This window comes from Armatimonadota bacterium (genome assembly GCA_036504095.1).
Lineage (GTDB): Bacteria > Armatimonadota > DTGP01 > JAKQQT01 > JAKQQT01 > DASXUL01.
This window is the reverse complement of sequence record DASXVS010000024.1, coordinates 65,221-87,704: the sequence shown is the minus strand read 5'-3', so window position 1 is coordinate 87,704 and position 22,484 is coordinate 65,221. Positions and strand designations below refer to the sequence as shown.

Sequence of the window (22,484 nt, the reverse complement as noted above, 5' to 3'; positions counted from 1 at the left end):
CTGCCCCCGATTCCTTCATTTTCCCACGCAGAATCGGGCGAATATCTCCTGTATGATCCGCTCGCTTGCCGTTTGACCGCCGATCTCGCCAAGGTGGCGCGCGGCGATCTGGAGGTCCTGGGCGACGAGGTCGAGCGGCCAGTCACCTCTCAGCGTGGCGAGCACGGCCTCCAGGGCATTGCGCGCCCCTGACAGGCTGGCTACGTGCCGCGCACGGCTAACGGTGACGTCCTGCGGCGCCATCTTGCCGTCCAGAACGACCTTCGCCAGCGCCATTTCAACCTCCGGGAGACCGGCGCCCGTGGCCATGGAAGCGGAGACCACCTCTGCGTGCGGCAGGCGGACCGTGACATCGGCGCCGACCAGGAACTGCCGGAGATCGCTCTTGTTCAGCACGACGACCGCCGGGCGGCCGCGCGCCTCGTCCAGCGCCTGCTCGTCCTCGCGGGTGAGTGGAGTGGAGGCGTCCAGAACCACCATCAACACGTCGGCGTCGGCCATCGCGGCGTGCGTGCGCTCGACGCCGATGCGCTCCACAGTATCCTCGGAATCCCGGAGGCCCGCCGTGTCCAGGAGGCGGATCGCCACCCCGCCCAGCGTCACGCTTTCCTCTATGACGTCACGCGTCGTGCCCGGCACCTCGGTGACGATCGCCCGGGCATCGCGAAGGAGGGCGTTCAGCAGGGAAGATTTGCCCACGTTGGGCCGTCCGACGATGGCGCACGACACGCCCTCGCGATACACCCGGCCGCTGTCCGCCGTCGCGAGGAGACGGTTCACCTCGTCCAGGACGTGGCCGGTCTGGAGGATGAGCTGCGGCCTGTCCGGTTCGGGCACCTCGTCCGGGAAATCCGTGCTCGCCTCGACAGCGGCGCAGACAGAGAGCAGCGAGTCCCTGGCGGCGGTCACGCGACGGCTGAGCACGCCCTCCAACTGGCGGATCGCGACCTTCAGTCCGGCGTCGGATTTCGCGCGGATGCTGTCGATCACGGCTTCCGCCTGCGCCAGGTCAAGCTTCCCGTTCATGAAGGCGCGTTGCGTGAACTCGCCGGGACCGGCCAGCCTCGCCCCGGCCCTCAACAACAGGTCCAGCGTGCGCCGCAGCGGAACCGGGCCTCCGTGCGTGGACAGCTCCACGGTGTCCTCTCCGGTGTAGGAATTCGGGCCCCGAAAGACGGTCGCCAGGGCCTGGTCGACCTCTTCGCCCTCGTCGGCAATCGTGCCGAAGCGCACCGTGTGGCTCCGCTGCCCGGATATCGGTCTGCCGCTTTTCGCCCGGAACACGCGCGCTGCGACAGCGAAGGCGTCCGGCCCGCTTACGCGGACGATGCCGATTCCGCCCTCCCCGATCGGCGTGGATATGGCGGCGATGGTGTCGGTTGTCATACTCCCTCCTCATCCAGCGCGTAGCATCCCGTGGCATGAATGCCACTGCTGCTGGCCTTCGGCCACGAAGCCCATGAATGGGCTGCCGGTTTTCACTCAGCCGTTCAGTGAGGGACTAGTGGAGCCCGGCGTCAGTGCGTGTCTCATTCCGCTTTACTCGGTGCGTTTTGTTCGAGGGACGGTTCCCATGCAGGAAACGTGGAGCATTCCGCATGGTGTGCTTTCTGGCGTTGAACATAGGCCTGTACCCGTGGGACATGATTGGGGCTGACGCTCAAGGCGGCATAGCCACCCTGCCAGCCAAACCCCTCGCCGGAAGGCGTGGCTCGGATGAGATGTGAAGAAGCACCCTTCATTTGGTTGAGGAGACGAGGAATACCGTACTGGGCAGGCAGAGAAACCAAGACATGGACATGGTCCGCAACGCCTCCCAGCGCCAGGATGCGGCAGTTCATCTTCGCTGCTTCTGAGGCCAATACGCGGTAGACCGATCGTTCTGTATCACTAATCAGCAATGGTTCCCGATTGTGGGTTGTCCACACAAGGTGAACATAGATTTCTACGAGACTCTGTGGCATCCTTCCCTCCGTCAGGCCATTCATGGCCTTTGCGGCCGTAGGCCCTTTGCCGGGGCATTTATGCCTCGGAGCCCGGCTGCTGGACTTTGTTGTCGCCCATGCTCATACTCCCTCCTCATCCAGCGCGTATCGCAGCGCGTTCAGCCAGTGGCCTTCCTGTTCGGGTGTGAGCTCGGGACGGCTGAGGAACTGCAGGAGGTTCACCAGGTCGCAGGTTCGTCCCAGCGTCCGCCAATCGTCGGGCAGTTCGCCGCCATGGTCGGCGAATCCGCGCGCAAAATCGTCGTGATATTCGGGCGGCAGGCCCTTATACCGGATCATCTGCCCCAGATCGAACAACTGCGGCCCCGAGAACGCGAACTCCCAGTCGAGCACTCCGGCAACGGCCCATTCATCGCGGGCGCGTCGCATGATCAGATGGCGACCGTGAAAATCCGCGTGGACCAAGCACTTGCTGTCGCGGACCCGGTTCAGGCTGCCGACGTGCTGCATCGCAAACGTCCACATACGCGCGGCGAGGTCCCTGCCCATCCGGTCCGCCGCAATGCCCTTGAACGCACAGTCCTTCACGCAGTCGCGGATGCCCTGCGCGAAGCTCTCCCACGGATCCGTGACCGTCAGGTCGGGTCCGAGGAAGCCGGCCTTCGGGAACGTGAAGGAGCCGATGCGGCCCAGCACCTCTCCGGCGGCGTAGGCGGCCTGATGCGCGTCCGATCCGCCTTCCGCGATCACCTGGTCGAGGGGAACGCCATCCACCCAGCGCAGGATAGCGTACGGGTTGTCGATCAGTTCCGGGTTTCTGCCGTGCCAGAGGACGTGAGGGACCGGCACTCGGCGGGCAACATGGGCCATGATCTCCCACTCGCGCGCCGCCGACTCCGGCGCCCGCGTGTAGACCCGAACGGTGATCGGCGCCTCGCGGCCATCCAGGCTGACCCGGTAACTGCTGTTCGCCATCCCGTCCAGCGGTGCGGAAGAGATCACTGTTCCGCCCGGAAAAGCCGGCTGGATCAAGCGTGTGAGGATTGAGTTGTCCATTTCCAGTAGAACGGGCGTCCCGCCCGTTGCATTGCATCGAAAACGGGCGGGACGCCCGTTCCACTCAGGCTGTTGCTACCATCATTGTATGCTTCCAGAAGACATACCGGCCCTGCAGGCGGCCGTGCTGGATTGGTTTGGCCGCAACGCGCGGCCGATGCCGTTCCGCGACACGCGCGACCCCTACGCCATCTGGGTGTCCGAAATCATGCTCCAGCAGACCACCGTCGCCGCGGCAACACCGTACTGGGAGCGGTTCATGGCGCGGTTCCCGACCGTGCGCCAACTGGCGGACGCGCTGCTGGACGACGTTCTGCACGCTTGGGCCGGGCTGGGCTACTACAGCCGTGCCCGCAACCTCCATGCCGCGGCGCGACAGGTCGTAGAACGCCACGGCGGCGTCTTCCCGCGATCTTTCGAGGACGTCCTCGCGCTGCCGGGGATCGGCCGTTACACCGCCGGAGCGATCTGCTCCTTTGCGTTCAATGACAACGTTCCGGTCGTCGATGCCAACATCTCGCGTGTGCTGGCGAGATTGATGCTCATCTACGGCGATCCGCGCTCGGGCTTCACGCACCGCGAACTCTGGCGAATCGCTGAGGTTATCCTGCCGCACGGCCGCGCGCGTGACTGGAACCTCGCGCTGTTCGACATCGGCGCCTCAGTCTGCGTCCCAGAGGCCCCGCGCTGCCCGGAATGCCCGATATCCCCCTGGTGCAGCGCGAGGCGCGAAGGCCGTCAGTCGGAGTTCCCGCAGATCGCGCCAAAACCGCCGATGGAAGCGCAGGCCGACGTAGGGCTGGTCATCCGAGATGCCGAGGGCCGGATACTGCTGCTCCAGCGGCCGCCAACCGGCGTCTGGGCCGGCATGTGGGAGGTCCCGCGCGGTACCGTTCAACCGGGCGAATCGCTCGAGAACGCCGCGCGTCGAATAGCGGCGGAACGCCTCGGAGTTGAAGTGACGCTGGGAGAATACATCACGGCCATTCGCCACACCGTGATGCGCCGGTCCATCGCCCTTCATGCCTACGAGGCGAAGCTGCAGGAGCGGATCGCGACCGGCCGATGGGTGACAACGGAAGAAGCGAAGGCCCTGGCCTTGCCCTCCCCGCAACGAAAACTGATGGCGATGGTCCACACAGAAACTACCACGGAGGTAACGGAGTAAACGGAGGAGCACGGAGGAAAGCATGCGTGTCAGGTTGAGCGCAGCGAAACAACTCAACGTGACGTCGAGATCCTTCGCTGCGCTCAGGATGACATGTTTACAGGTGTCGGACGACCAATCTTGAGCGCACGTCCTCCACGCTGAGGCCGGGCGCATTGAGCGTGACGGTCGTTTCCTTTCCGGCCCGCATGTGGAAGTGGTTGTCGCTCCACTCGCCTGGTTCGTCGCCGGTCAGTCGCAGCCAGATGTACGGAGTGAAGCGCTTCGCCCCGAGCGTAACGACGAAACCGCCGCCCGTCACCGACACATCAACGCTCAAACCGGGGTCGGCCATCTGCAGTTCCTTTGGTTCGGCGAGGAACATGTAGTTCTCGATCTGCGGGCCGCCGTCCTCGGGGCGGAAGCGGGCGTACACGTAGACTTCCCGTTCGCGGCCCTCGGCGCACACGATATTGACCGCGTCCACCTCCGCCGTGCCGTTCGCCGGGATATACGCGATGGCGTCTTCCTTCTCCAGGCGCTCGCCGATGAACGACTCCACCCGAACCGTTACCTTGCCCCGGATCGGTTCGTTCGTGTCGTTGGTCAGGTGGGCGCGGACCACGTCGCCGTCGCGGACCAGTGAGATCAGGACCGGAGCGTAGAATCGCTTCATGCCGTAATACGCGGCTTTCGGCTCGCCCGCGGAGTCGATGACGGCCCACGACTGAACCGGCCAGCAGTCTTCCAACTGCCAGAAGATCGTGCCCCAGCAGCGCCCCTTGTGACGGCGCCAATGCTCCACGCCGCATTTCAGCGCTTCCGCCTGGTTCAGTTGCGTGTAGTAGACGAGGTCCTCCAGCGTGCGTGGCTCCGGGAAGTGCGCCGCCGTGTAGCCGATGTATTCCTCGTACTTCTTGCCGGTCTTGTTGTGCCACTTCACGGCGTCCGAATACGGGTGCTTGTCTTCAGGTGCGAGGCAGGAGTCCCACGCCTTGAGGCCGCACGATGATGCGAAGCCGAACTCGCTCACGAACCGCGAGTTGTCCTCGAGGTATTTGGTGTAGTCGCCGCCACCGTGCCAGACATCCCAGTCGTGGCGGTCGCCGGCGTCCTGGCTGTTCGGCTCGTCGCCGCCGAAGGGGGACGAAGGACAGTACGGCGTGGACGCGTCTTCCTGCTTGACAACTTCCGGCAGCACTTCGTCGTACAGGTGGCTGCCCAGTACGCGCGCGTTGGGCGTGGATTTCGGCCAGTGCGCCGCCAGCCACTGGTTTTCGTTGTTGCCGCACCAGAGCGCCAGCGACGGGTGGTTCCGCAGCCGACGCACGGCTTTCATGGCCTCGGCGCGCGCCTCCTCGGCGTATTCGCCTGTGTCCGGATAGTGGGCGCAAGCGTAAGGGAAGTCCTGCCACACGAGGATGCCAAAGGAGTCGCAAAGTCGGTAGAAATACACCGATTCGTATACACCGCCTCCCCACACGCGCACCATGTTGATGCCCCCGTCGCGGGCCTGCGTGAGGACACGCTCCAGATGCTGGAATCCATCATAACTATCCAGTCGCGAAGGCAATGAGTGCGCGGGGATCCAGTTGGCTCCCTTGATGAAGACGTCCTTTCCGTTTACGCGGAACTTGAAGCACTCGCCCTTGCCATCCGCATCGGGTTCGCGGACAAGTTCGACGGTGCGAAGGCCGATGCTAGTGTGGCGGACATCCAGCGCAACGCCGGAGGTGGACAACTCCAGAAGAGTGCGATAACGTTCCGGGTTACCGCTTCCGTTGGGAACCCAGCGCTTGGCATCCGAAACATAACATTTTACTGGAACAGCCAGTCTTCCTAAACCAGCCGGAACGTCCGCGAGTACTCTAGGTATACCGTGCATCGGGAACGAAACCGCCGCGGTCAGCGGCGTCTCTTCCTGCCCCGGGGCGCGCTCCACACTGACCTCGAAGGCTACCGTGGCGCTGCCATCTTCATTGAAGACGGTATCGTACTTCCAGTCGGTGATGCGTGCGACCGGAACGCTTACGAGGGAAACGCCCTTCCAGATGCCGCAGGAAACGAGTTCCGGGCCCCAGTCCCAGCCGTACATGTACTGCGCCTTGCGGACGAACGAGCGCGGGCCCCAGACGGCGCGGTGGTCCTCCAGCCGGTCCTCGCCGGTCTTGGCGTACGCCGCGCGGCGCTCGCGGCCGATCCTCAGCGCGCTGCGGAACGTCACCTTCAGCGTGTTCTCGCCCGCCTTCAGGCGGCCGCCGACCGGGAACTCGTGCTCCACGAACATGTTGTCGGTGTTCGCCAGCGGTTCGCCGTTCAGCTCGATCTCCGCGATGGTATCGAGGCCCTCGAAGCGCAGATAGGCGTTGGCGGGCGGCGTTTCCAGCGTGAAAGTGTTCTCGTATACCCAGTCGGTCTCATCAACCCAGCCGACGCCGCGTTCCTGCATGCGGCTGAAGGGGTCGGGGATGACGCCGGCGCGGGCCAGGTCGTCGTGTACGTGGCCGGGCACGGTGGCCGGCATCCAGGGCAGGGCGGTATTGGGGGAGGAGTCCGGCGGGCGTACTTCGGTGAAGCGCCAGCCGGTGTTCAGAGGCAGGACAGTGGTTTCCTCGGACGGGTTCATGTGAGGCTCTCCGGTTCTGAAAATATGCTGTCGGGGACAGCATGGCTATCCGAGGTCAGGATGGCACATCGCTCAAGAGATTGTCACGCGGCGAAGGCGTTTCGAGTTTCGAGTTCCTGGTTCCGAGACTCAGAACCCGGAACCCGGAACCCAGAACCCGGAACTCAGGAACGCCTTCAAGCGTGAACGTGCTGAGGCTTTCTGGTAGACGACAGCCAGCCCACGAGAGCGTATAGCAGGGCGCCGGCTATCAGCACTCCTATGGCAGACTGGCCGGCCTTGGGGAGTTGGGGCAGCAGGCGCGCTACGGCAAAATACGTCGCTCCGGAAAGCAGTGCGGCACATGGGATGGTCAGGATCCAGGCCCACACGATTCGGTACGTGATGCCCCAGCGCACGGCAGACAGGCGCCGGCTGGATCCAACGCCGACGATAGCGCCGGTGATGGTATGGGTTGTGCTCACCGGGATGCCGGCGATGGATGCGCCGATGATGGTGCATGCGCCCGCCAATTCCGCGCAAACCCCTCCCAGCGGCGTCAGTTGGGTGATCCGCATTCCCATCGTCTTCACAATGCGCCACCCTCCGGACAGTGTGCCGAGAGCAATGGCGGTGTGGGCCGAAAGGATAATCCAAAGTGGCACATAGTGCAGGTCACGCGGGGGCATCAGCCAGTGGGGCGCGTGCTGGAGCGCGGGGATCTGCGGCTGCATGCTTATGAGGAGAATAGCGATAATGCCCATCGTTTTCTGCGCGTCGTTGAGGCCGTGACTCAACGAGTAGCACGCGGATGACAGGAGTTGCAGCAGCCGCGTCCAATGGTTCACCGGGCCTGGCTGCGCGTTGCGGAGCGCCCTCATAGACAGGGACATCAGGATGAATCCGATGACCATGCCGATGGCCGGCGAGACGACGATAAAGAGGGCGGCCTTCTCCAAGCCGGACCCGATCACAGCCTGAGGTCCCACCTTTACCAGCGCCGCTCCCACCAGGCCGCCCACAAGCGCGTGGGATGAACTGGACGGCAGTCCCAGGTACCACGTTGCCAGGTTCCACAAGATGGCGCCCACCACAGCGGCAAGGATGATGTTCACGTCCACGATGGACGGGTTCACGATGCCTTTGCCGATGGTCTTGGCCACGGACGGAGCGAACGTGAAGGCCGCAATGAAATTGAAGAACGCGGCCCAGAGCACGGCCTGGCCGGGCCTGAGCACCCGGGTAGCGACAACGGTGGCAATGGAGTTGGCGGAGTCGTGAAAGCCGTTGCTGTAGTCGAAGGCGAGGGCCAGCACGATGACCAGGATAACGACGATCAGAAGGGGCGACATCTGTCGGCCCTCCTGCCAATGACGGCCTGGCGCGAAAACGCCGCCGGCACGATCAGAGCGTCCAGGCTATGCATACTTGACGACCACGCTCTCTACCATGTTCGCCACATCCTCGCACTTGTCCATGGCGCGCTCGATGCGGTCGTAGATCTCCTTCCACTTCATCACGTTGATCGGTTCGGCGTCCGGCGCGTTGAACAGGTCTCCCAGAGCGTTGCGGAACCCCAGGTCGGCCTGGTTCTCCAGTTCGTGAATGCGGATGAGGGTGGCCTGCAGTTTGGTGCGGGCCTTGAGGTTGCGGAGGTGGCCAACGGCCTTGCGAGTGGCGGCGGTAATGTTTACCAGAAGGCGCACCAGTGCGCTCAGATCGGGCCTCGGCCCGGGGATCTGATAGATGGCAAGGCGTGAGGTCGCGGCGTCGATGCAGTCAGTAATATCGTCCAGGCCGCCGACCAGCGCGTGGAGATCCTCCTTGTCGAGCGGGGTTACGAAAGTAGCGTCAACCCGGTTGGTGAGTTGATGGCAGAGGTCATCCCCGGCGCTTTCGATCTCGTCCAGTTCCTCCACGTAGTTCAGAAGGTGTTTCCAGTCGTCGGTCAGTTTTAGAAAGGTTTCGGCGGCTTTGTGCGCCGTGTCCGCCTGCTCTTCCAGCAGGTCGTAGAACGATGTGTCTTTGGTAAAGAGTGCCAAATGTTCCTCCGGTACTCGCGGCGTGAGCGCCGGGAGCGCTGGGGCTTAAATTGCCCTTAAGCATTATTGACGGTACACAGGCGAAAAGTCTCCGGCCATGCGGGTATGCGTGCGGTCCGCGCCCCCCGGCGGCACGTCAAATTGTGTTAAGATGAGACCGTCTATGAACCGCACAGCCTTCGTAACCGCAGGTATACTCATGTCGCTGGCCGCCGCCGGCTGCCGCCACGCTGCCGCGCCGGCCGCTAACGTGGTGACGATCCACGTTGCCGATTGGGGCGGCGCCTCCGCGGACGAGAAGTCCAACCAGCAGAACCAGCAGTTGATCGCCGAGTTCCAGCGCCTGCACCCGAGGATCCGGCTCCAGATGGAGCATATGCCGGACGCGTACACCCAGAAGGTGATGATGACGATCCTGGCCGGCACCCAGCCGGACGTCATCGCCCTCGACGCCTCGTACGCGGCGATCTTCATCGACAACAACACGCTGCAGGACCTCACGCCATTCATTGAGGGCGATCCGGAGATGCGCCTCTCCAGCTTCTATCCCAACGTGGTGAACGTCGCGCGGCGCGGAAAGGCCCTGTACGCCATGCCCGCCAACTTCACGCCGATGATGATGTACTACAACAAGGCGTCGTTCCGCAGGGCGGGAGTGCCCTTCCCGAAGGAAGGGTGGACCTGGGCGGATTTCCACGACGCCGCGCGCCGCCTCACGATTCGCAGGAACGGTAAAGTGGTGCAATACGGCTTCAACGCCACCGACTGGATGCCCGGTTGGGTGATGTGGATATGGCAGAACGGCGGCAGCGTGTTGAGCCCGGACGGTAAGAAGGCTACCGGCTACCTGAACAGCAAGGCCAGCGTCGAGGCGATGCGATTCTATACGGACCTTGTCGTGAAAGAACGCCTCGCGCCGACCACCTCCGAGGCGCAGGCCATGGGCACCTCCAACTTCCAGGCCGGCAACGTGGCCATGGACGTTTCCGGCCACTGGATGATCCCAACCTACAGCCAGAACGAGCTCTATCCGCTGTCAAACGTGGGGGTGGTGGGGCTGCCGCGAAACAAGGCGCACGTGACGGTGATGTACGAGTCCGGCCCGGCGATGATGCGAGGCTGCAAGCACCCGAAAGAGGCCTGGGAGTACATCAAGTTCATCAGCGGCAAGTACGCTCAGCGGATGTACGCCGATCAGGGAATCGCCATCGCGGCGGACCGCCAGATCGCCGAGGAGTACCGCGGAAAGAGCCCGCTGGAGCCGGCATTTCTCGACAACGTGCGGTACGCGCGCGGCCCGACCGGAGCGAGCGTGGAGCAGTACGCGCTGGTGGAAGACATCGGGCGGGAGGCGATCGACGAAATCCTTCTTAAGAAGCGAACCGTTGAGGCCGCGCTCACCGAGGCCGCCCGCCGCATCGATGTGCAGCTAGGCGAAGAGTAGGGGGCGGAAGTCAAGCGCCGGACAAACGCCCACTCTCCCCCGGATCGCGATCGCCTGTATGGCCAGGTTCGCCTTCTTGCGCCTGCAACGCCTTAGTCTCCCTGACCAGTTCGTCGACTGTCGGGTTGCCAAGCAATGCCTGTCTGTCTCGGGTGTAGTCGCCGGACCCATTGCTGAACTGCTGGAGGAATCGGATGAATCCCGATGGGCCGAGCGCACCCATCAAGGCGTTTAGACCAATTGTACGGATCTCTTCGCCTGTTAGGGACTCAGTGTTCATTGGAGGCCTCCTGTTCAAGCCATTCCCAAGGGGACACGACTCCGACGGTCGGTGATCCCACGCAACTGGCCGCTTTCCTGACCAACCGATCATCCGTCGTCAGGAGCACGTCCACCTTCGCGCATTCCGCACAGGCAACGTGGAGGGCGTCGTATGCACCGTATCCGGCAGCCTGTAATTCGTTCGCCCGTCGTTGAACAGTTTCATCCACCTTCGCTTCGGTTGAAGATGGCCCAAATCGCCTCAGCCTCCAAGCGGACCCGTGGATGTGCCTGGTCGTCAAACGGGTGGTTCAGGCAGCAGGTGTCGAGATAGATGCGCATCGCATACTCATTCGACCATTTTGGCGCGTACAGCAATCACCATCCCGGCCGGAACCTGAATGCTGGATGCCGGACGCTGAATGCTCGCCTTACTTCCACGCGGGAGTCTTCTCGCGCTGCTCCTCCGGGATGCTGAACATCGCCGCGGTGGCGAAGCCGTGTACACTCGCCACCATTCCGCTGGGAACACCCTGCACCAGGTTGTTGTACATCGTCGTGTTGCCCGCCAGCATCTGCCGCCCCGCGCGAATCTCCTCCTCAATCTCGGAGAGCGAACGCATCAACGTGTCCACGGTCTGATCAGCGTGGGAATCCGGGTAGTTCTCAACCATCACGTTGAACGCCTTCAGGATGTCGCCCATGGCCGCTTCTGCGGCCGGATCGCCAGCGCCCCGCGCCCCCATAACTGTTTTCCGCGCCTTCGTGACACTGTCTACGAGGTCCTTCTCGTGAGCCATGTGGCGCTTTACGCTCTCGACCAGGTCCGGGACCAGGTCATACCGCCGCTTCAGGCACGCATCCAGCACGGAAGTGGCATTCTGGATGGCATTCCGGCGCCGGATAAGGTCGTTCAGAGTGCTCACCCACCAGACAACGCCAACAAGCAGCACCAGGCCGGCTAGCCCCAGGACCACTGCCACCGCCAAGGAAACCAACATCATCGTATTCCCTCCAGAGACGAACGCTTAGCGTTCGGAATGCAGGCAATCATTGCTTCGTCCAGATACGTGTGTTCAAATCCAATTGCTCGACCAGGCCATCGAGGAAAAGCAGGCTTGCACGGCACTGGGAAACGACGCGCAATACGGACTCCTCCCGCACCCTCCGGAACAGGCCCGGCGCATCGCCGAAGCCGAGTTCAACGCCCGGCAGCCCAAGGTAAAGGCAGCTTTCGACGTAGGAAAGGTGAATGGGATCATTGAAACGAGCCTGCAGCGCGAGAATGCGTTCCAGGGTGGCCGGTGAGAGAAGGTAGTGGGCCGCGAACTCGTCCGTAGCCGACACCGAGAACCGGCCCATGAACTCCGACGATGGAAGCAGGACCTCCGTCGTCCCTTCTCGACGCGACGACTGCCGGCGTGGATCGATGAAGACGCGGCCCGTGAAGTCCTTCGCAGCGTCGAAGCGCAGGAGAAGCCCCGAAAACCGCGTGTCTGTGTGGCTTTCCGTAACCGTCCGCGTCTGCGTGTTACCGTTGGAATCGGTGTAGCTTTCCGTCCTCGTGGTTTCCCAGGTGTACGTGACGTTCAGGTTTGACGCTGCCATTTCCGTTTCGCCCACTTTTCGATGGACATAATTGGCTCCCGAGAAGCCGTTATACTCGTCGGGAAAGAGGCCGCTTAGCTCATATTCGGCGCTCTCCAGATACCTGGCCGCGTCGAAGTCGCAGTCAGGGTCCAGCGACCGCATGACTTGCTCGTCCTGCCACCGCGAGAACACGCCGGCGAAGTCGTTCTGGCGGGAAAACGCAGCCCACAAACAGTATATGAAGGCCGCGATTCCGAGCGCTCCGGCGATTCCGGCGGGTACAAGGTCGTAAGGATACGTGATGACTGCCAGCGCCACGGCGCCGGCAGTCATCACGAACACGCCGAATGCGAGGTAGAACGCTCTGGCGGCCTCCGCGCGCTCCGTTTCGAGGTGCGGGATCACCTCCGCTGTCAAAGCGCTATCGGCAGCCACGTCCAGGGGTTTCTCTGTGGTCACGGCAGGGCACTCCATTCAACGGTCGTTACGGATCGTTGCCCCGTCAGGTTCCGGCCGCTGGTGTCGGGTGTCAGTTTCCCGACACCAGACACCCGACACCAGACACCCGGCGCCTACTTCCACTTGCCGCGCGTGAAGTCCGGGAAGTTTGCCGGGGCGCTGCCGTGGGCGACCGACCACTCGCTGAGCGGACCGGGGGCGCTCCAGGCCGCCGCGTCGTACACGTCCATGTCCGGCGCAATGCCCTTGCGGATGCACTCGATCAGACGCCACGCCATCACGAAGTCCATCCCGCCGTGGCCGCCGTTCTTCTTCGCCAGTTCGCCAACTTCCTTCCAGTACGGGTGGTTGTACTTCTCGATGAAGGAATCGAACGTCTGCCAGTCGTCGGCATCCTGGCCGTCCAGGAAAATGCGCGCCGGGTAATCTCGGAACGTGGCCAGCGTGCCGGAGATGAGGTTCAGGCGATCGTATGGCCGCGGGCCGACCACGTCGTGTTGAAGCATGATGGTCAGGCCGTTGACGGTCTTGATGATGCTCGTATTCATGTCGCCGCAGGCATACCGCTCATCGTGCTTTGGGTCGCCCTCTTTTGTGTGGTCGTCACGGTACCGGGAGAGATTGCGTTCGGGAGTGCTGGCGGACACCAGATAATCGAAGCGGTCTCCGTTGTGCATCCCCATGTACTTCGCCACCGGTCCGAGCCCGTGTGTGGGATACAGGTTGCCGTTTCGCTTGAGGTGTTCAAACCGCCGCCACAGGCCCTCGCCGGCGTCCGAGAAGAGTTCGCCCCGGAGGTCGTGGATGTAGGCCGCCTCTCCGTGCGTGAGCTTGCCGAACACGCCAAGCTGGATCATGTTCAGAACCGTCATCTCGTTCTGGCCGTAACAGCAGTTCTCCATCATCACGCAATGGCGCCGCGTGCGCTCGGACGTGTCCACCAGTTTCCAGCAATCATCGATGGTCTTCGCGGCCGGCACCTCGGTAAAGGCGTGCTTTCCCTGCTCCATGGCGAACACGGACATCGGCACGTGCCAGTTCCACGGTGTGGCGATGACGGCGATGTCGAAATCGTCGCGCTTCAGGAGGTTTTCGTAATCGTGGTCGCCCTTGCTGTAGCCCGCGGGCTCCTTACCCCCGGCGGCGGTCACGATACGCTGGGCGTTCGCGACCTTCGATGGGACGACGTCGCAGATGGCGGTGACATCCACGTTCCCGGTGCCGAGGTATTGCCCCAGGAGGCCCGTTCCCCGACCGCCTACGCCGATGAAGGCGAGGCGGACACGGTCCTTCGCTTCGAACGGCACGCCCTTCATCGTCGCGCCGGACGATCTCGGCGTTTTGAAGGGTTCGGCCAGGGTTTTCGATCCGGCCGATCCCGGAAGGGCCAGCCCGGCGCCGGCGAGGCCAAGAGTCTTGAGAAAATCCAGTCGTGTGAGTTTGCCCGTCCAGTTGTCGCCCATGTGAGTCCCCCCTGCTTGATGAGTGCGTTTGTGATTCCCGATAAGGTTTGCAGTATCTTGTACATGGCTCGCAGTGGAAGTTCCAGCGGAGAGGGCATCCGGACGCTGTTTGTGGGCGCCGGCGCCTCGCGGAGGGCATACTTGCTTCACTTGCATGGCGGCGAACCGGTTTCATAGAAGCGTTTTGTTGATGATATGCGGCGCGGTGGCAACCCTCCTGCTCGCGCCCTCTTCCGTTCGAGCCGACACCGCGATTTCCGGCTCCATTCAGGGCAGCCTTGCGCTGAGCGGGAGCCCGTACCTCGTGACGAGCCGCCTCACCGTCCCAGCGGGCGCAACGCTGACCATCGATGCCGGGGTCCAGCTCAAATTCCAGGACCGGGTGCAGATGTTTGTCAGCGGCACGCTCCTCGCGAACGGGACGGCCGCGGCGCCGGTCGTGTTTACGTCCGCCACGGGCTCCGTACCGGGTACCTGGGCCGGGATCGGCGTTCAGCCTGGCGGCTCCGCCTCGCTGGCCTTCATCCAGGTGACCGCGGCGGGCCTTCCGGGCGGCTTTCCCATCTCGGGCCAATTGGCGCGCTCGGCCGCTCTGTTCTGTTACCGGGGCAACCTGTCTGTCGCGAACTCGGAGATCGGCGCGTCTGGCGGGGACGGGATCTACTATCAGAACGACACATTACAGCCTCAGTCCCTCGGCATCGTCGACTGCGCCATTTCGGCAGCCCGGACCGACGGCGTACACATGGAAATGATCTACCCCGGCGATTCGTTGAGCGTGAGCGGCAACGTGATTTCCAATTGCGGGGCGTTTCCGTTCCACATCCCTCCGTCCGCGATGGGCCGGATCGGCCCGGCAAACACGATGACCGGCAATGCGTCCGGCAACGGTATCGGGTTAAGCGCCGGGTCTGTTTACGGAACGGTGAATCTCACACCGAACAGCCTGTGGTTTGTGCTCGGGCAAATCACCGTGCCGGCCGGCGCTTCGTTGAACCTCGTCGCCGGGGACACGCTGCGCTTTCGTGCGGGCGTGAAGTTGCAGGTGATCGGGACCCTGAGCGCAATCGGCTCACCCGATTCGTCGGTCGGATTCATCGCAGACAGCACCGCTCAGACTCCCGCTTCGCGGTGGGCCGGAATCGAGTTGACCGAGGGTTCGTCCGTTACCCTTGCCGGCGCCGTCATCAGCGGCGCCGGATTTGCCGATTCGTTCCAGATACCGGGGACAACCCAATACCACAGCGCCTCCATCTTCGCCTATCGGGCCAACCTGGCCCTGAACTCGACGGCCATCACCGGCAGCGGCGGCGATGGACTCTACTGGTACAACGATTCGCCCTCGCACTCGCTGAGCGTGAAGAACAGCACGATCAATTCGACCGAGAACGACGGCTATGTGGTCGCCATGGAGACGCCGGCGGACACCGTGAGCATTTCGGCGAACACCGTCGCCGGGGTGCAGCGCTACCCAATCCTCCTTCCGGCGCGCCGCCTCGTTTCGCTCTCCGGGAACCTGATCACCGGCAATGCCACGCCGGCGATCGGGATCTCTGGCGGCTCCATTGAGTCCAATACGGGCCTGGATGCCGGGGGGCTCTACCACGTCCTTCAACCGTTGGCCGTTCCGCCGGGCGTGGCGCTGACGATCGCCGCGGGAGCGGAGCTTCACTTTGCTCCCGACTCCTGGCTGGATGTCTTCGGCTCGCTGGTGACGCTGGGGACGGCGGAGCACCCGGTAACGCTGACTTCGTTCTGGCCGTCGCCGCTGCCCGGCGATTGGGGCGGGGTGGCGCTGCAGCCGGGATCAGCGGCGACAATCGCGAATACTGGAGTGCGATACGCCGGCCAGTACGGCGCGTTTCTCGTGTCCGGAGTCGGCGCGGTACAGGCGGGCGTTCTGGTGAACCGGGCGTCGCTGAACGCGACGGGCCTAAGTTGCGACCACAGCGCCGGACACGGTCTCTATGTATACAACCCGGGGGCGCCTGCTCAGAGCATCACTCTGACCGGCGGCACGTGTGCCGGTAACGATGGTGACGGCGTGCAGGTCCATCAGTCTCAATTGGCCGACACCGTTTCGATCACGGGCTTGAACGCGTCAGCGAATTCCGGCGACGGCGTGCGGCTGATGGACGTGCGGGGGATCGCGACCGTGGCATTGCTGGCGGCAAATGCGAACGGCGCGTTTCCGTTGCGCTGCGGCGCGGCCATGCTGGGCGCCGTCACTGCGCCGGTATTCAGCGGAAATGCCGCGGGTGATCACGTTGCATTGACCGGCGGGGCCGTGGCGGGAACCGTGAGCGTGGGGTTTCCAATCAGGCTTCTGGATATGGTGGATGTGCCGTTCGGGGCGTCGCTTGAACTTGTGCCTGGCGCCGACGTGACAGGCGATTCGCTTTCGGGGATTCAGGTCGAAGGGACACTCTCCGCCCACGGGATCACGACGGCGCCGATCGCGTTCCACGGCCCGCCCGGCGCGCAGCGCGGCGCATGGGGCGGGATCGGCATTATGGAAGGCGGCGCCGGCAATCTGTCATACGTTCGCGTAGATGATGCAGGGGAACAAGGGGATTTCTACCCGACCTTGTATTCCGGCGCCGCCGGCGGAGTGCTGGTGTTCCGGGGTAATCTGAGCCTCACCGATTCAGCGGTCGGAAACAGCGGCGCGGACGGAGTCGTGTGCGTGAACAACGGCAGCGCGGCGAGATCCCTGGTCATTGAGGGCGTGTCCGTGTCGCGCGCGGTCGCGGCCGGGATCAACATCACGGCGTCCGGACCATCGGACACCATATCGATCGCGCGCAACACCGTGACCGACTGTGGCTCGATGGGGGCCGCGATGCCGATGCGCTCGCTTTACGGTCTGGGTTTCGGCAATTCATTGACCGGAAATGCCGGAGGCGACGGGGTGCGCGTCACCTCCGCATCGCTTGATGCCGGAACCCTGTCGCGTAACGCTTCGGTAGCCGCAGACAGCACCCTGTTTGTGCCGGGCACAGTGTCGGTTGCGGCGGGCGCGACTCTGTTGCTTTCGAAGGGTGTAACTCTGAAAATGGGCAGCGGGGCGTCGATCCTGGTGAGCGGGTCGCTGACAACGCAGGGTTCGCCGGAGCATCCAGTACTGTTCACGGCGGATGCGGCGCTCCCGATGCCGGGCATTTGGGGTGGCGTGGGTTTCGGCCCGGGATCGGCCGGCGCCCTCACAGGAGCCGAAATCCGCTACGCCGGAAAGCCGTTCGTGCTGCCGGGCGGAACGAACGCGACCGGAGCGGTATCGGCCGTGGACGCGAACTTGACGGTCGCCGGATCGTTGTTCCGCGACGGCGCGGGTTCCCTGCTCTTCGCGCGTGGCGCCCCGCTCACGCTGGCATGCAGGAACACGACGTTCGTGGACAACGCTTCGGGCTCTCACGTTCGCCTCGTGGACGTCGGGGGGGCCGGTTCGGTCGTGTTTGGAGGGGCCGCGCCGAGCGGCTGCGATTTCCTCAGCCTTCAGGATGCCGCGTTCAGCAACGCCGGGCCCGCCATCTCGTCGGCGAGGTATTGCTACTGGGACGCGGGGGACGGGCCCCGGCCGCCCGGCAGCGGGGCGGGAGTGGTCGGCTCGGTCGATACAACGCCATACTTGGCATCACCCGCTAACGCACCCATTGCGAACCTGAGCATCACGCTGCCGGTTCCGCATGGCTTGGTTTCCATTTCGGGAACAGCATTCAGCCCCTGGTTCCAGTCATGGGTGCTGGAGGTCGGTTCCGGCGCGACGCCCGCCACGTATTCCACGCTGGCGGGGTCGGTATTGACTGTGAGCGGCGGAACGCTTGGCGTTTGGGACACAACTTATCTTGCAGATGGGCAATACACACTGCGCCTGATCGTGACCGACCGTTTGGGACGCGTCGCGCAGGCGGTTGATCTGGTCTCTATCGGCGCCGGAGGGCCGGGTTCCGGCGATCTGAGCGGGAACGGAAGCGTGGACGTGATGGACGCCATCCTGGCGCTGCGGATGGCGGCCGGATTGCAGGCAGCGTCGGCCGGGGCGCTGGCCGCAGGCGACGTGCGGCCGAAACCCGGAGACGGCGTACCCTACGGGGACGGGCGGTTGTCGCTGGACGATGTTACCGCCATCCTCCGAAAGGCCCTGGATCCCGGATTGCCCTGGCCGTAGGTCCGACGGACGAAAAAAACAGGGGTCAGGGGACGGTTGCGTTCGTCCCTGACCCCTGGCCCTGACGCAGGCTACCGGCGCTGCCGGACTGTGCGTTCGGGGCGGAATGTCTGCGGGCCGTCATCGCTGTCGCGGATGGCCGTGAAGATCATCTTGCCTGCCACGGTCTGGAGCACGCTGGAGACCACCACGTTCAGATGCTCCCCGATGTGACGCTTGCCGCCTTCCACCACGATCATCGTGCCGTCCTCGAGATAGCCCACGCCCTGGTTGGCTTCCTTGCCTTCCTTGATGATCTGAACCACCATCTCTTCGCCGGGGAGCACGACCGGCTTCACCGCGTTCGCCAGTTGGTTAATATTCAGGACCTTTACGCCCTGCAGTTCCGCCACCTTGTTCAGGTTGAAGTCGTTCGTCACGATGGCCGCGTTCAGGTGCTTCGCGAGGGTAACGAGTCGCTGGTCGACCGGCACGCCGCCTTCAATCCCGTCCACGCCGTCGAAATCGCGCACGATCAGGACGGTCGCTTTCTGCATTTCGTTCAGGATGTCCAGGCCGCGCCGTCCGCGGGCGCGTTTCAGGGCATCGCTCGAATCCGCGATGTGCTGCAACTCATCCAGCACGAACCCCGGGACATAAAGCGTGCCTTCCAAAAACCCGCTCTGGCAGATGTCCGCGATACGCCCGTCGATGACGATGTTGGTGTCCAGGATTTTCACGCTGCGGAGCACAGGCGCGGCAAGCGATCCATCCGGTCGGGCCGTGGGGAACAGGCTCCACAGCTCATTGGACAGGCTCATCATCGCCGTGATGCACAGGTAAGTTACGACCACTCCGACAAACAGCGTGAGGAAAATGGGCAGGGCGCCCGCGTCCGGCAGTAGTTTGAAGAAGAGGAAGGCTAGAAGACAGGTAAAGGCGAGCCCCAGCATCACGCCGAAAACGGCCGCGACCCGTTCACGAGGAGGCACTTCCTCCAGGGTGTGGCTCAGGCGCATCACTCGCCGCACCACTTTGCTCGCAAACAGGAACCCAAGCAGAGTGCCCAGCAGCACGAACAGCACCCCGATAACGTATCGGAGCAGCTGCTGCCCCTGGGGGCTCTTGGTGACGGCGACGAAATTCGTCGTGTACCAGTTCTGCGTCAACATCCAGTCGGCGCAGAGCTTGCCGAGATATCCGGAAAGCGCTGTAAACAGCGCTACGAGCGTCAGACGTATCCCGCGTGAGGGTTGCACAGGTTCCATACCTTTCTCAACAGGGCTGTGTTTATCGCGTGTGGCCGATTAATACCACTATCATGGACGTTCCTGAGCGCGTAAGGTTCGCAATTAATCCATATTAGCCTTCGCGCCCCCCCGATGCGGCCGGTTTAGCGTGGCAATCGGCAAATATCCACCCGGATGCTGATTTTGCTTTTCCTTGCTCTGTAAGCGGGGGCGAGTTCATGGAACGAATATCTAGCGGTCGGTTGCTTGCGAGTTTCTCAAGACCGTTCGCGTCTGTGTGATAATACGCCATGACTTGTGTCTTACCTATCGATGAGAGCGGCCGCCAGCAGGCCCTGCTTCGCTACGATATCCTCGATACCGTGGCCAACGATGACTTCGGAGCGCTGACGCGCCTCGCGGCGACCGTTTGCAGCACGCCGATGGCGTTGGTGAGCCTCGTTGATGGGGATGGGTGGCGCCTCGGGTCCAGCGTCGGGCTGGCCCGTGCACCGCACACGCGGGAGGCTTCCTTCTGCACCCTGGTCGTGCGAGAGGGGCGGTTCCTGAGCGTGGAAGACGCTCTTCGGGATGAAGCCACCGCGCGCATTGCCGGAGCTTACTCACCGCAGGTCCGGTTTTACGCCGGCGCGCCGCTCACGACGCCGGACGCATACCACATCGGCGCGTTGGGTGTGATGGATACGGTGCCTCGGACCCTGGATACGAGGCAGTGCGATGCCCTCATGGGCCTGGCCCAGCAGGTGGTCACTCACCTGGAACTGAGGCGCCACGCCCGGGCTCTCGCCGAAACGGTGCAGCAGCTTCGTGCTGCTGAACACACGATCCTGCACATGGCCCACCACGACGCCCTCACGGACCTCCCCGGACGCTTCCTGTTCAACGATCGCCTCGAGTATGCGCTTCGCCGCGCCGTGCGGCACCACGAGACGCTGGCGGTGATGTTCCTGGACCTGGATGGGTTCAAGGCGGTCAATGACACGCACGGCCACCCGGCCGGCGACCGGCTGTTGCAGGACGTCGCGCTCGCCCTGCAGAGTTCGCTCCGCAGGAGCGACACGGTGGCACGGATGGGGGGCGACGAATTCGCTATCGTCTGTCCCGACCTTCGCGACGCGGAGAACATCGATATGATCGCCCGGAAACTGCTCGCGGCGGTGCGATCGTGCAACGCGTGCGGCATGGCTATCTCCGCAAGCATCGGGATTGCGGTCTACCCCTACGATGGCGCTACAGCGGAGACGCTCCTGTTTGACGCCGACTCGGCGATGTACCGCGCCAAGAGACGCGGCAAGGATACCTACGCGTTCAGTTCCATTTCGGGACGCAAGGGCGCAATTGGACGAATGGCTTGACTGGCACGGACTCCGCCAGGAACCAGACCGCTTGCCGGTTGTGTTGATTCAGGTGTGGGGCTCAAAGGCGCCGTCATGCAACGACTTCGACCCCTCCCAACATGGCACCATGGATCACCGGAGCGCGCATGCGCATTGTCGGAACTCGTGCGAATCCAACACCGACCTTAGCGCGGGATTCCTCAACGCCGAACAGGCCCTCGAATGGGATGGCCCCCCTTTGCCCGAGTGCCTGATCCCCTTGCTCCCCGAACGGATGGACCGTGAGCACTTTGCGGCCGTCGGGGCGAGCGCTCTTCGGCTGGTTGGTCTCCGCGTGGACACGGAGTGCGTTCAGTGCTCTCTCCCCGGCGGAGTCTCGCTTCTTCAGTTCGGCCACCCCACAACTGAACTGACCCCGACAAGCGCCACACGCCGCTGGATCATCACAGGAGGACGGCTGGCCCGCTTGGAGTCCTCGTACGGAAGCATCACCTTTACGTGGTCGATGCGGCAACTGAACGAAGACTTGTGGCGCCACCGGCTGACAGCGCGTGTTGAAGGCTATCCGTCCCGGTTCATCCCGGCGCAGTTCTCGCGGAATCCCTTGCGACGCGCCGTCGCCGCGGCCTATGGGTGGTACCACGGTGTAGTCACCTGCCGATATCTTAAGCGGCTCTCGTGTTCGCTGCGCGCGCAGAGCCGGGAGGTTCCGCTATGAGCACCGCCGGCCGAATCCTCGTCACTGGCGCCACGGGATTCGTGGGGCGGGCCGTGTGGCCGGCGCTGGAAGAGGCGGGTTACGTGGTTCGCGGGCTCTCGCGAAGCGCAGACCTCGCCCGCGCGCGGTGGCCGGACCGCGACTGGGTCCAAGGCGACGTGGCTACGGGAGAAGGCGTGCAGCGAGCGCTCGAGGACTGCCGGGCAGCGCTGTATCTGGTGCACGGAATGGGCCGTGGCGACGCGGACTATCGCGAGAGGGACCGGTTGGCTGCCGCGGATTTCAGCGCGTCGGCTTCCCGCGCCGGGCTATCCCGCATCATTTACCTCGGTGGCGTGGCTCCGCAGGGAACCGCGTCCGAACACCTCGCAAGCCGGCTTGAGGTGGGCGAAGCGCTCCGCTCCTCCGGCATACCCAGCCTCGAGTTACGCGCCAGCATGATCATCGGGCACGGCAGTTTGTCCTGGCTGATTGTGCGCGATCTCGCCGCCCGTCTGCCGTTCATGGTGTTGCCGCGCTGGATGCGGCATCTCACACAGCCCGTCGCCATTCAGGATGTCGTCGTAGCTCTTGTGCGAGGGCTGTCCGTGTCCATCCCGGCCGGCGCGAGTTTCGATCTCCCCGGTCCGGAGAGCCTTTCCGAGAAGGAAATCGTCGTCCAGACGGCAGGCGCACTCGGACTTCGGCCCCCGATTATGCTGGAAGTCCCGGTGCTCTCGCCCTGGCTTTCGTCGCACTGGATCCACGTGGTCACAAGGGCCGAATGGGGAGTGGCGCGCGAAATTGTCCTCGGGTTGGCGCACGACCTGCTGGCGCGAAACGACGCCTACTGGACGCTTATCGGGCTCGAAACAAGGATTCACTTCGCGGAGGCGGCACGCCGCGCTGTGGCGGATGAACGAAAAGACGGCCAGCGCGACACGGGATTTGCTGCCTGGGTCGAGTCGGGCATGCGCCGCTTCCGCGGTACCCAGCGACCCCCGAACTCGGCATAGCCCGCGTAACGGTTCGCTTACACC

The 22,484-nt window shown here is 63.7% G+C and carries 17 protein-coding genes; 6 read left to right on the top strand and 11 right to left on the bottom strand.

Going from position 1 to position 22,484, the window contains the following annotated elements:
- Positions 1–15 precede the first annotated feature (15 nt).
- The 3 genes from mnmE to VGM51_04355 all read right to left on the bottom strand — a co-directional run bounded on the left by mnmE (position 16) and on the right by VGM51_04355 (position 3,002).
- Complete coding sequence (mnmE, locus tag VGM51_04365; protein HEY3412278.1) at positions 16–1,386, bottom strand: tRNA uridine-5-carboxymethylaminomethyl(34) synthesis GTPase MnmE; 1,371 nt, start codon at positions 1,384–1,386, stop codon at positions 16–18.
- Positions 1,387–1,529: 143 nt separating this feature from the next.
- Complete coding sequence (gene tnpA / locus VGM51_04360; protein HEY3412277.1) at positions 1,530–1,964, bottom strand: IS200/IS605 family transposase; 435 nt, start codon at positions 1,962–1,964, stop codon at positions 1,530–1,532.
- Between the two features lie 102 nt (positions 1,965–2,066).
- On the bottom strand, positions 2,067–3,002 hold the full coding sequence (locus VGM51_04355; protein ID HEY3412276.1) for an aminoglycoside phosphotransferase family protein: 936 nt from the start codon (positions 3,000–3,002) through the stop codon (positions 2,067–2,069).
- Positions 3,003–3,090: 88 nt separating this feature from the next.
- Here VGM51_04355 and mutY point away from each other — a divergent pair, with 88 nt between their 5' ends.
- Positions 3,091–4,170 carry an A/G-specific adenine glycosylase gene (gene mutY, locus VGM51_04350; protein HEY3412275.1) on the top strand — a complete coding sequence of 360 codons (1,080 nt, stop codon included), beginning with the start codon at positions 3,091–3,093 and terminating at the stop codon, positions 4,168–4,170.
- A gap of 97 nt (positions 4,171–4,267) precedes the next feature.
- Here mutY and VGM51_04345 read toward each other — a convergent pair whose 3' ends face one another.
- The 3 genes from VGM51_04345 to VGM51_04335 form a co-directional block, all read right to left on the bottom strand.
- Positions 4,268–6,775 carry a glycoside hydrolase family 2 protein gene (locus tag VGM51_04345; GenBank protein HEY3412274.1) on the bottom strand — a complete coding sequence of 836 codons (2,508 nt, stop codon included), beginning with the start codon at positions 6,773–6,775 and terminating at the stop codon, positions 4,268–4,270.
- Positions 6,776–6,951: 176 nt separating this feature from the next.
- Positions 6,952–8,106 carry an inorganic phosphate transporter gene (locus VGM51_04340; protein HEY3412273.1) on the bottom strand — a complete coding sequence of 385 codons (1,155 nt, stop codon included), beginning with the start codon at positions 8,104–8,106 and terminating at the stop codon, positions 6,952–6,954.
- Between the two features lie 66 nt (positions 8,107–8,172).
- Positions 8,173–8,796 (bottom strand): DUF47 family protein, encoded by a 624-nt coding sequence (locus tag VGM51_04335; GenBank protein HEY3412272.1) that lies wholly within the window; start codon positions 8,794–8,796, stop codon positions 8,173–8,175.
- A 163-nt stretch (positions 8,797–8,959) separates the two neighbouring features.
- On the opposite strand from VGM51_04335, the gene VGM51_04330 reads away from it, so the two are divergent.
- Positions 8,960–10,240: an ABC transporter substrate-binding protein gene (locus VGM51_04330; GenBank protein ID HEY3412271.1), complete on the top strand. Its 1,281-nt coding sequence runs from the start codon at positions 8,960–8,962 to the stop codon at positions 10,238–10,240.
- A 10-nt stretch (positions 10,241–10,250) separates the two neighbouring features.
- On the opposite strand, the gene VGM51_04325 is transcribed toward VGM51_04330, so the two are convergent.
- The 4 genes from VGM51_04325 to VGM51_04310 form a co-directional block, all read right to left on the bottom strand.
- Complete coding sequence (locus VGM51_04325; GenBank protein HEY3412270.1) at positions 10,251–10,520, bottom strand: hypothetical protein; 270 nt, start codon at positions 10,518–10,520, stop codon at positions 10,251–10,253.
- A 412-nt stretch (positions 10,521–10,932) separates the two neighbouring features.
- The gene (locus VGM51_04320; GenBank protein HEY3412269.1) at positions 10,933–11,505 is read right to left on the bottom strand and encodes a LemA family protein; all 573 of its coding nucleotides are present in this window, start codon (positions 11,503–11,505) and stop codon (positions 10,933–10,935) included.
- Positions 11,506–11,551: 46 nt separating this feature from the next.
- Positions 11,552–12,550, bottom strand: coding sequence for a DUF3137 domain-containing protein (locus VGM51_04315; protein HEY3412268.1), 999 nt, complete (start codon positions 12,548–12,550; stop codon positions 11,552–11,554).
- A 113-nt stretch (positions 12,551–12,663) separates the two neighbouring features.
- A complete protein-coding gene (locus VGM51_04310) occupies positions 12,664–14,013 on the bottom strand; it encodes a Gfo/Idh/MocA family oxidoreductase (protein ID HEY3412267.1) in 1,350 nt (449 codons plus the stop codon).
- A 205-nt stretch (positions 14,014–14,218) separates the two neighbouring features.
- Between VGM51_04310 and VGM51_04305 the strand changes: the two genes are divergently transcribed.
- Entirely contained in the window at positions 14,219–18,181 is a 3,963-nt protein-coding gene (locus VGM51_04305; protein ID HEY3412266.1) for a hypothetical protein, read from the top strand.
- 71 nt (positions 18,182–18,252) lie between these two features.
- Here the strand turns inward: VGM51_04305 and VGM51_04300 are convergent, their stop codons facing one another.
- Positions 18,253–19,428 (bottom strand): PIN domain-containing protein, encoded by a 1,176-nt coding sequence (locus tag VGM51_04300; protein HEY3412265.1) that lies wholly within the window; start codon positions 19,426–19,428, stop codon positions 18,253–18,255.
- Positions 19,429–19,700: 272 nt separating this feature from the next.
- On the opposite strand from VGM51_04300, the gene VGM51_04295 reads away from it, so the two are divergent.
- The 3 genes from VGM51_04295 (at position 19,701) to VGM51_04285 (ending at position 22,460) form a co-directional block, all read left to right on the top strand.
- Positions 19,701–20,765, top strand: coding sequence for a sensor domain-containing diguanylate cyclase (locus VGM51_04295; GenBank protein HEY3412264.1), 1,065 nt, complete (start codon positions 19,701–19,703; stop codon positions 20,763–20,765).
- Between the two features lie 220 nt (positions 20,766–20,985).
- Positions 20,986–21,465 carry a hypothetical protein gene (locus VGM51_04290; protein HEY3412263.1) on the top strand — a complete coding sequence of 160 codons (480 nt, stop codon included), beginning with the start codon at positions 20,986–20,988 and terminating at the stop codon, positions 21,463–21,465.
- Entirely contained in the window at positions 21,462–22,460 is a 999-nt protein-coding gene (locus VGM51_04285) for an NAD-dependent epimerase/dehydratase family protein (protein ID HEY3412262.1), read from the top strand. Before VGM51_04290 ends, VGM51_04285 begins: the two co-directional genes overlap by 4 nt.
- Positions 22,461–22,484: the final 24 nt, after the last annotated feature.

What these genes read in the sequence shown, in the direction of transcription:
- VGM51_04285 (HEY3412262.1), top strand. Translation starts at nt 21,462, where the DNA reads ATGAGCACCGCCGGCCGAATCCTCGTCACTGGCGCCACGGGATTCGTG.
- VGM51_04320 (HEY3412269.1), bottom strand. Translation starts at nt 11,505, where the DNA reads ATGATGTTGGTTTCCTTGGCGGTGGCAGTGGTCCTGGGGCTAGCCGGC.
- tnpA (HEY3412277.1), bottom strand. Translation starts at nt 1,964, where the DNA reads ATGCCACAGAGTCTCGTAGAAATCTATGTTCACCTTGTGTGGACAACC.
- VGM51_04325 (HEY3412270.1), bottom strand. Translation starts at nt 10,520, where the DNA reads ATGAACACTGAGTCCCTAACAGGCGAAGAGATCCGTACAATTGGTCTA.
- mutY (HEY3412275.1), top strand. Translation starts at nt 3,091, where the DNA reads ATGCTTCCAGAAGACATACCGGCCCTGCAGGCGGCCGTGCTGGATTGG.
- VGM51_04340 (HEY3412273.1), bottom strand. Translation starts at nt 8,106, where the DNA reads ATGTCGCCCCTTCTGATCGTCGTTATCCTGGTCATCGTGCTGGCCCTC.
- mnmE (HEY3412278.1), bottom strand. Translation starts at nt 1,386, where the DNA reads ATGACAACCGACACCATCGCCGCCATATCCACGCCGATCGGGGAGGGC.
- VGM51_04310 (HEY3412267.1), bottom strand. Translation starts at nt 14,013, where the DNA reads ATGGGCGACAACTGGACGGGCAAACTCACACGACTGGATTTTCTCAAG.
- VGM51_04300 (HEY3412265.1), bottom strand. Translation starts at nt 19,428, where the DNA reads ATGGAACCTGTGCAACCCTCACGCGGGATACGTCTGACGCTCGTAGCG.
- VGM51_04345 (HEY3412274.1), bottom strand. Translation starts at nt 6,775, where the DNA reads ATGAACCCGTCCGAGGAAACCACTGTCCTGCCTCTGAACACCGGCTGG.
- VGM51_04355 (HEY3412276.1), bottom strand. Translation starts at nt 3,002, where the DNA reads ATGGACAACTCAATCCTCACACGCTTGATCCAGCCGGCTTTTCCGGGC.
- VGM51_04330 (HEY3412271.1), top strand. Translation starts at nt 8,960, where the DNA reads ATGAACCGCACAGCCTTCGTAACCGCAGGTATACTCATGTCGCTGGCC.
- VGM51_04295 (HEY3412264.1), top strand. Translation starts at nt 19,701, where the DNA reads ATGACTTGTGTCTTACCTATCGATGAGAGCGGCCGCCAGCAGGCCCTG.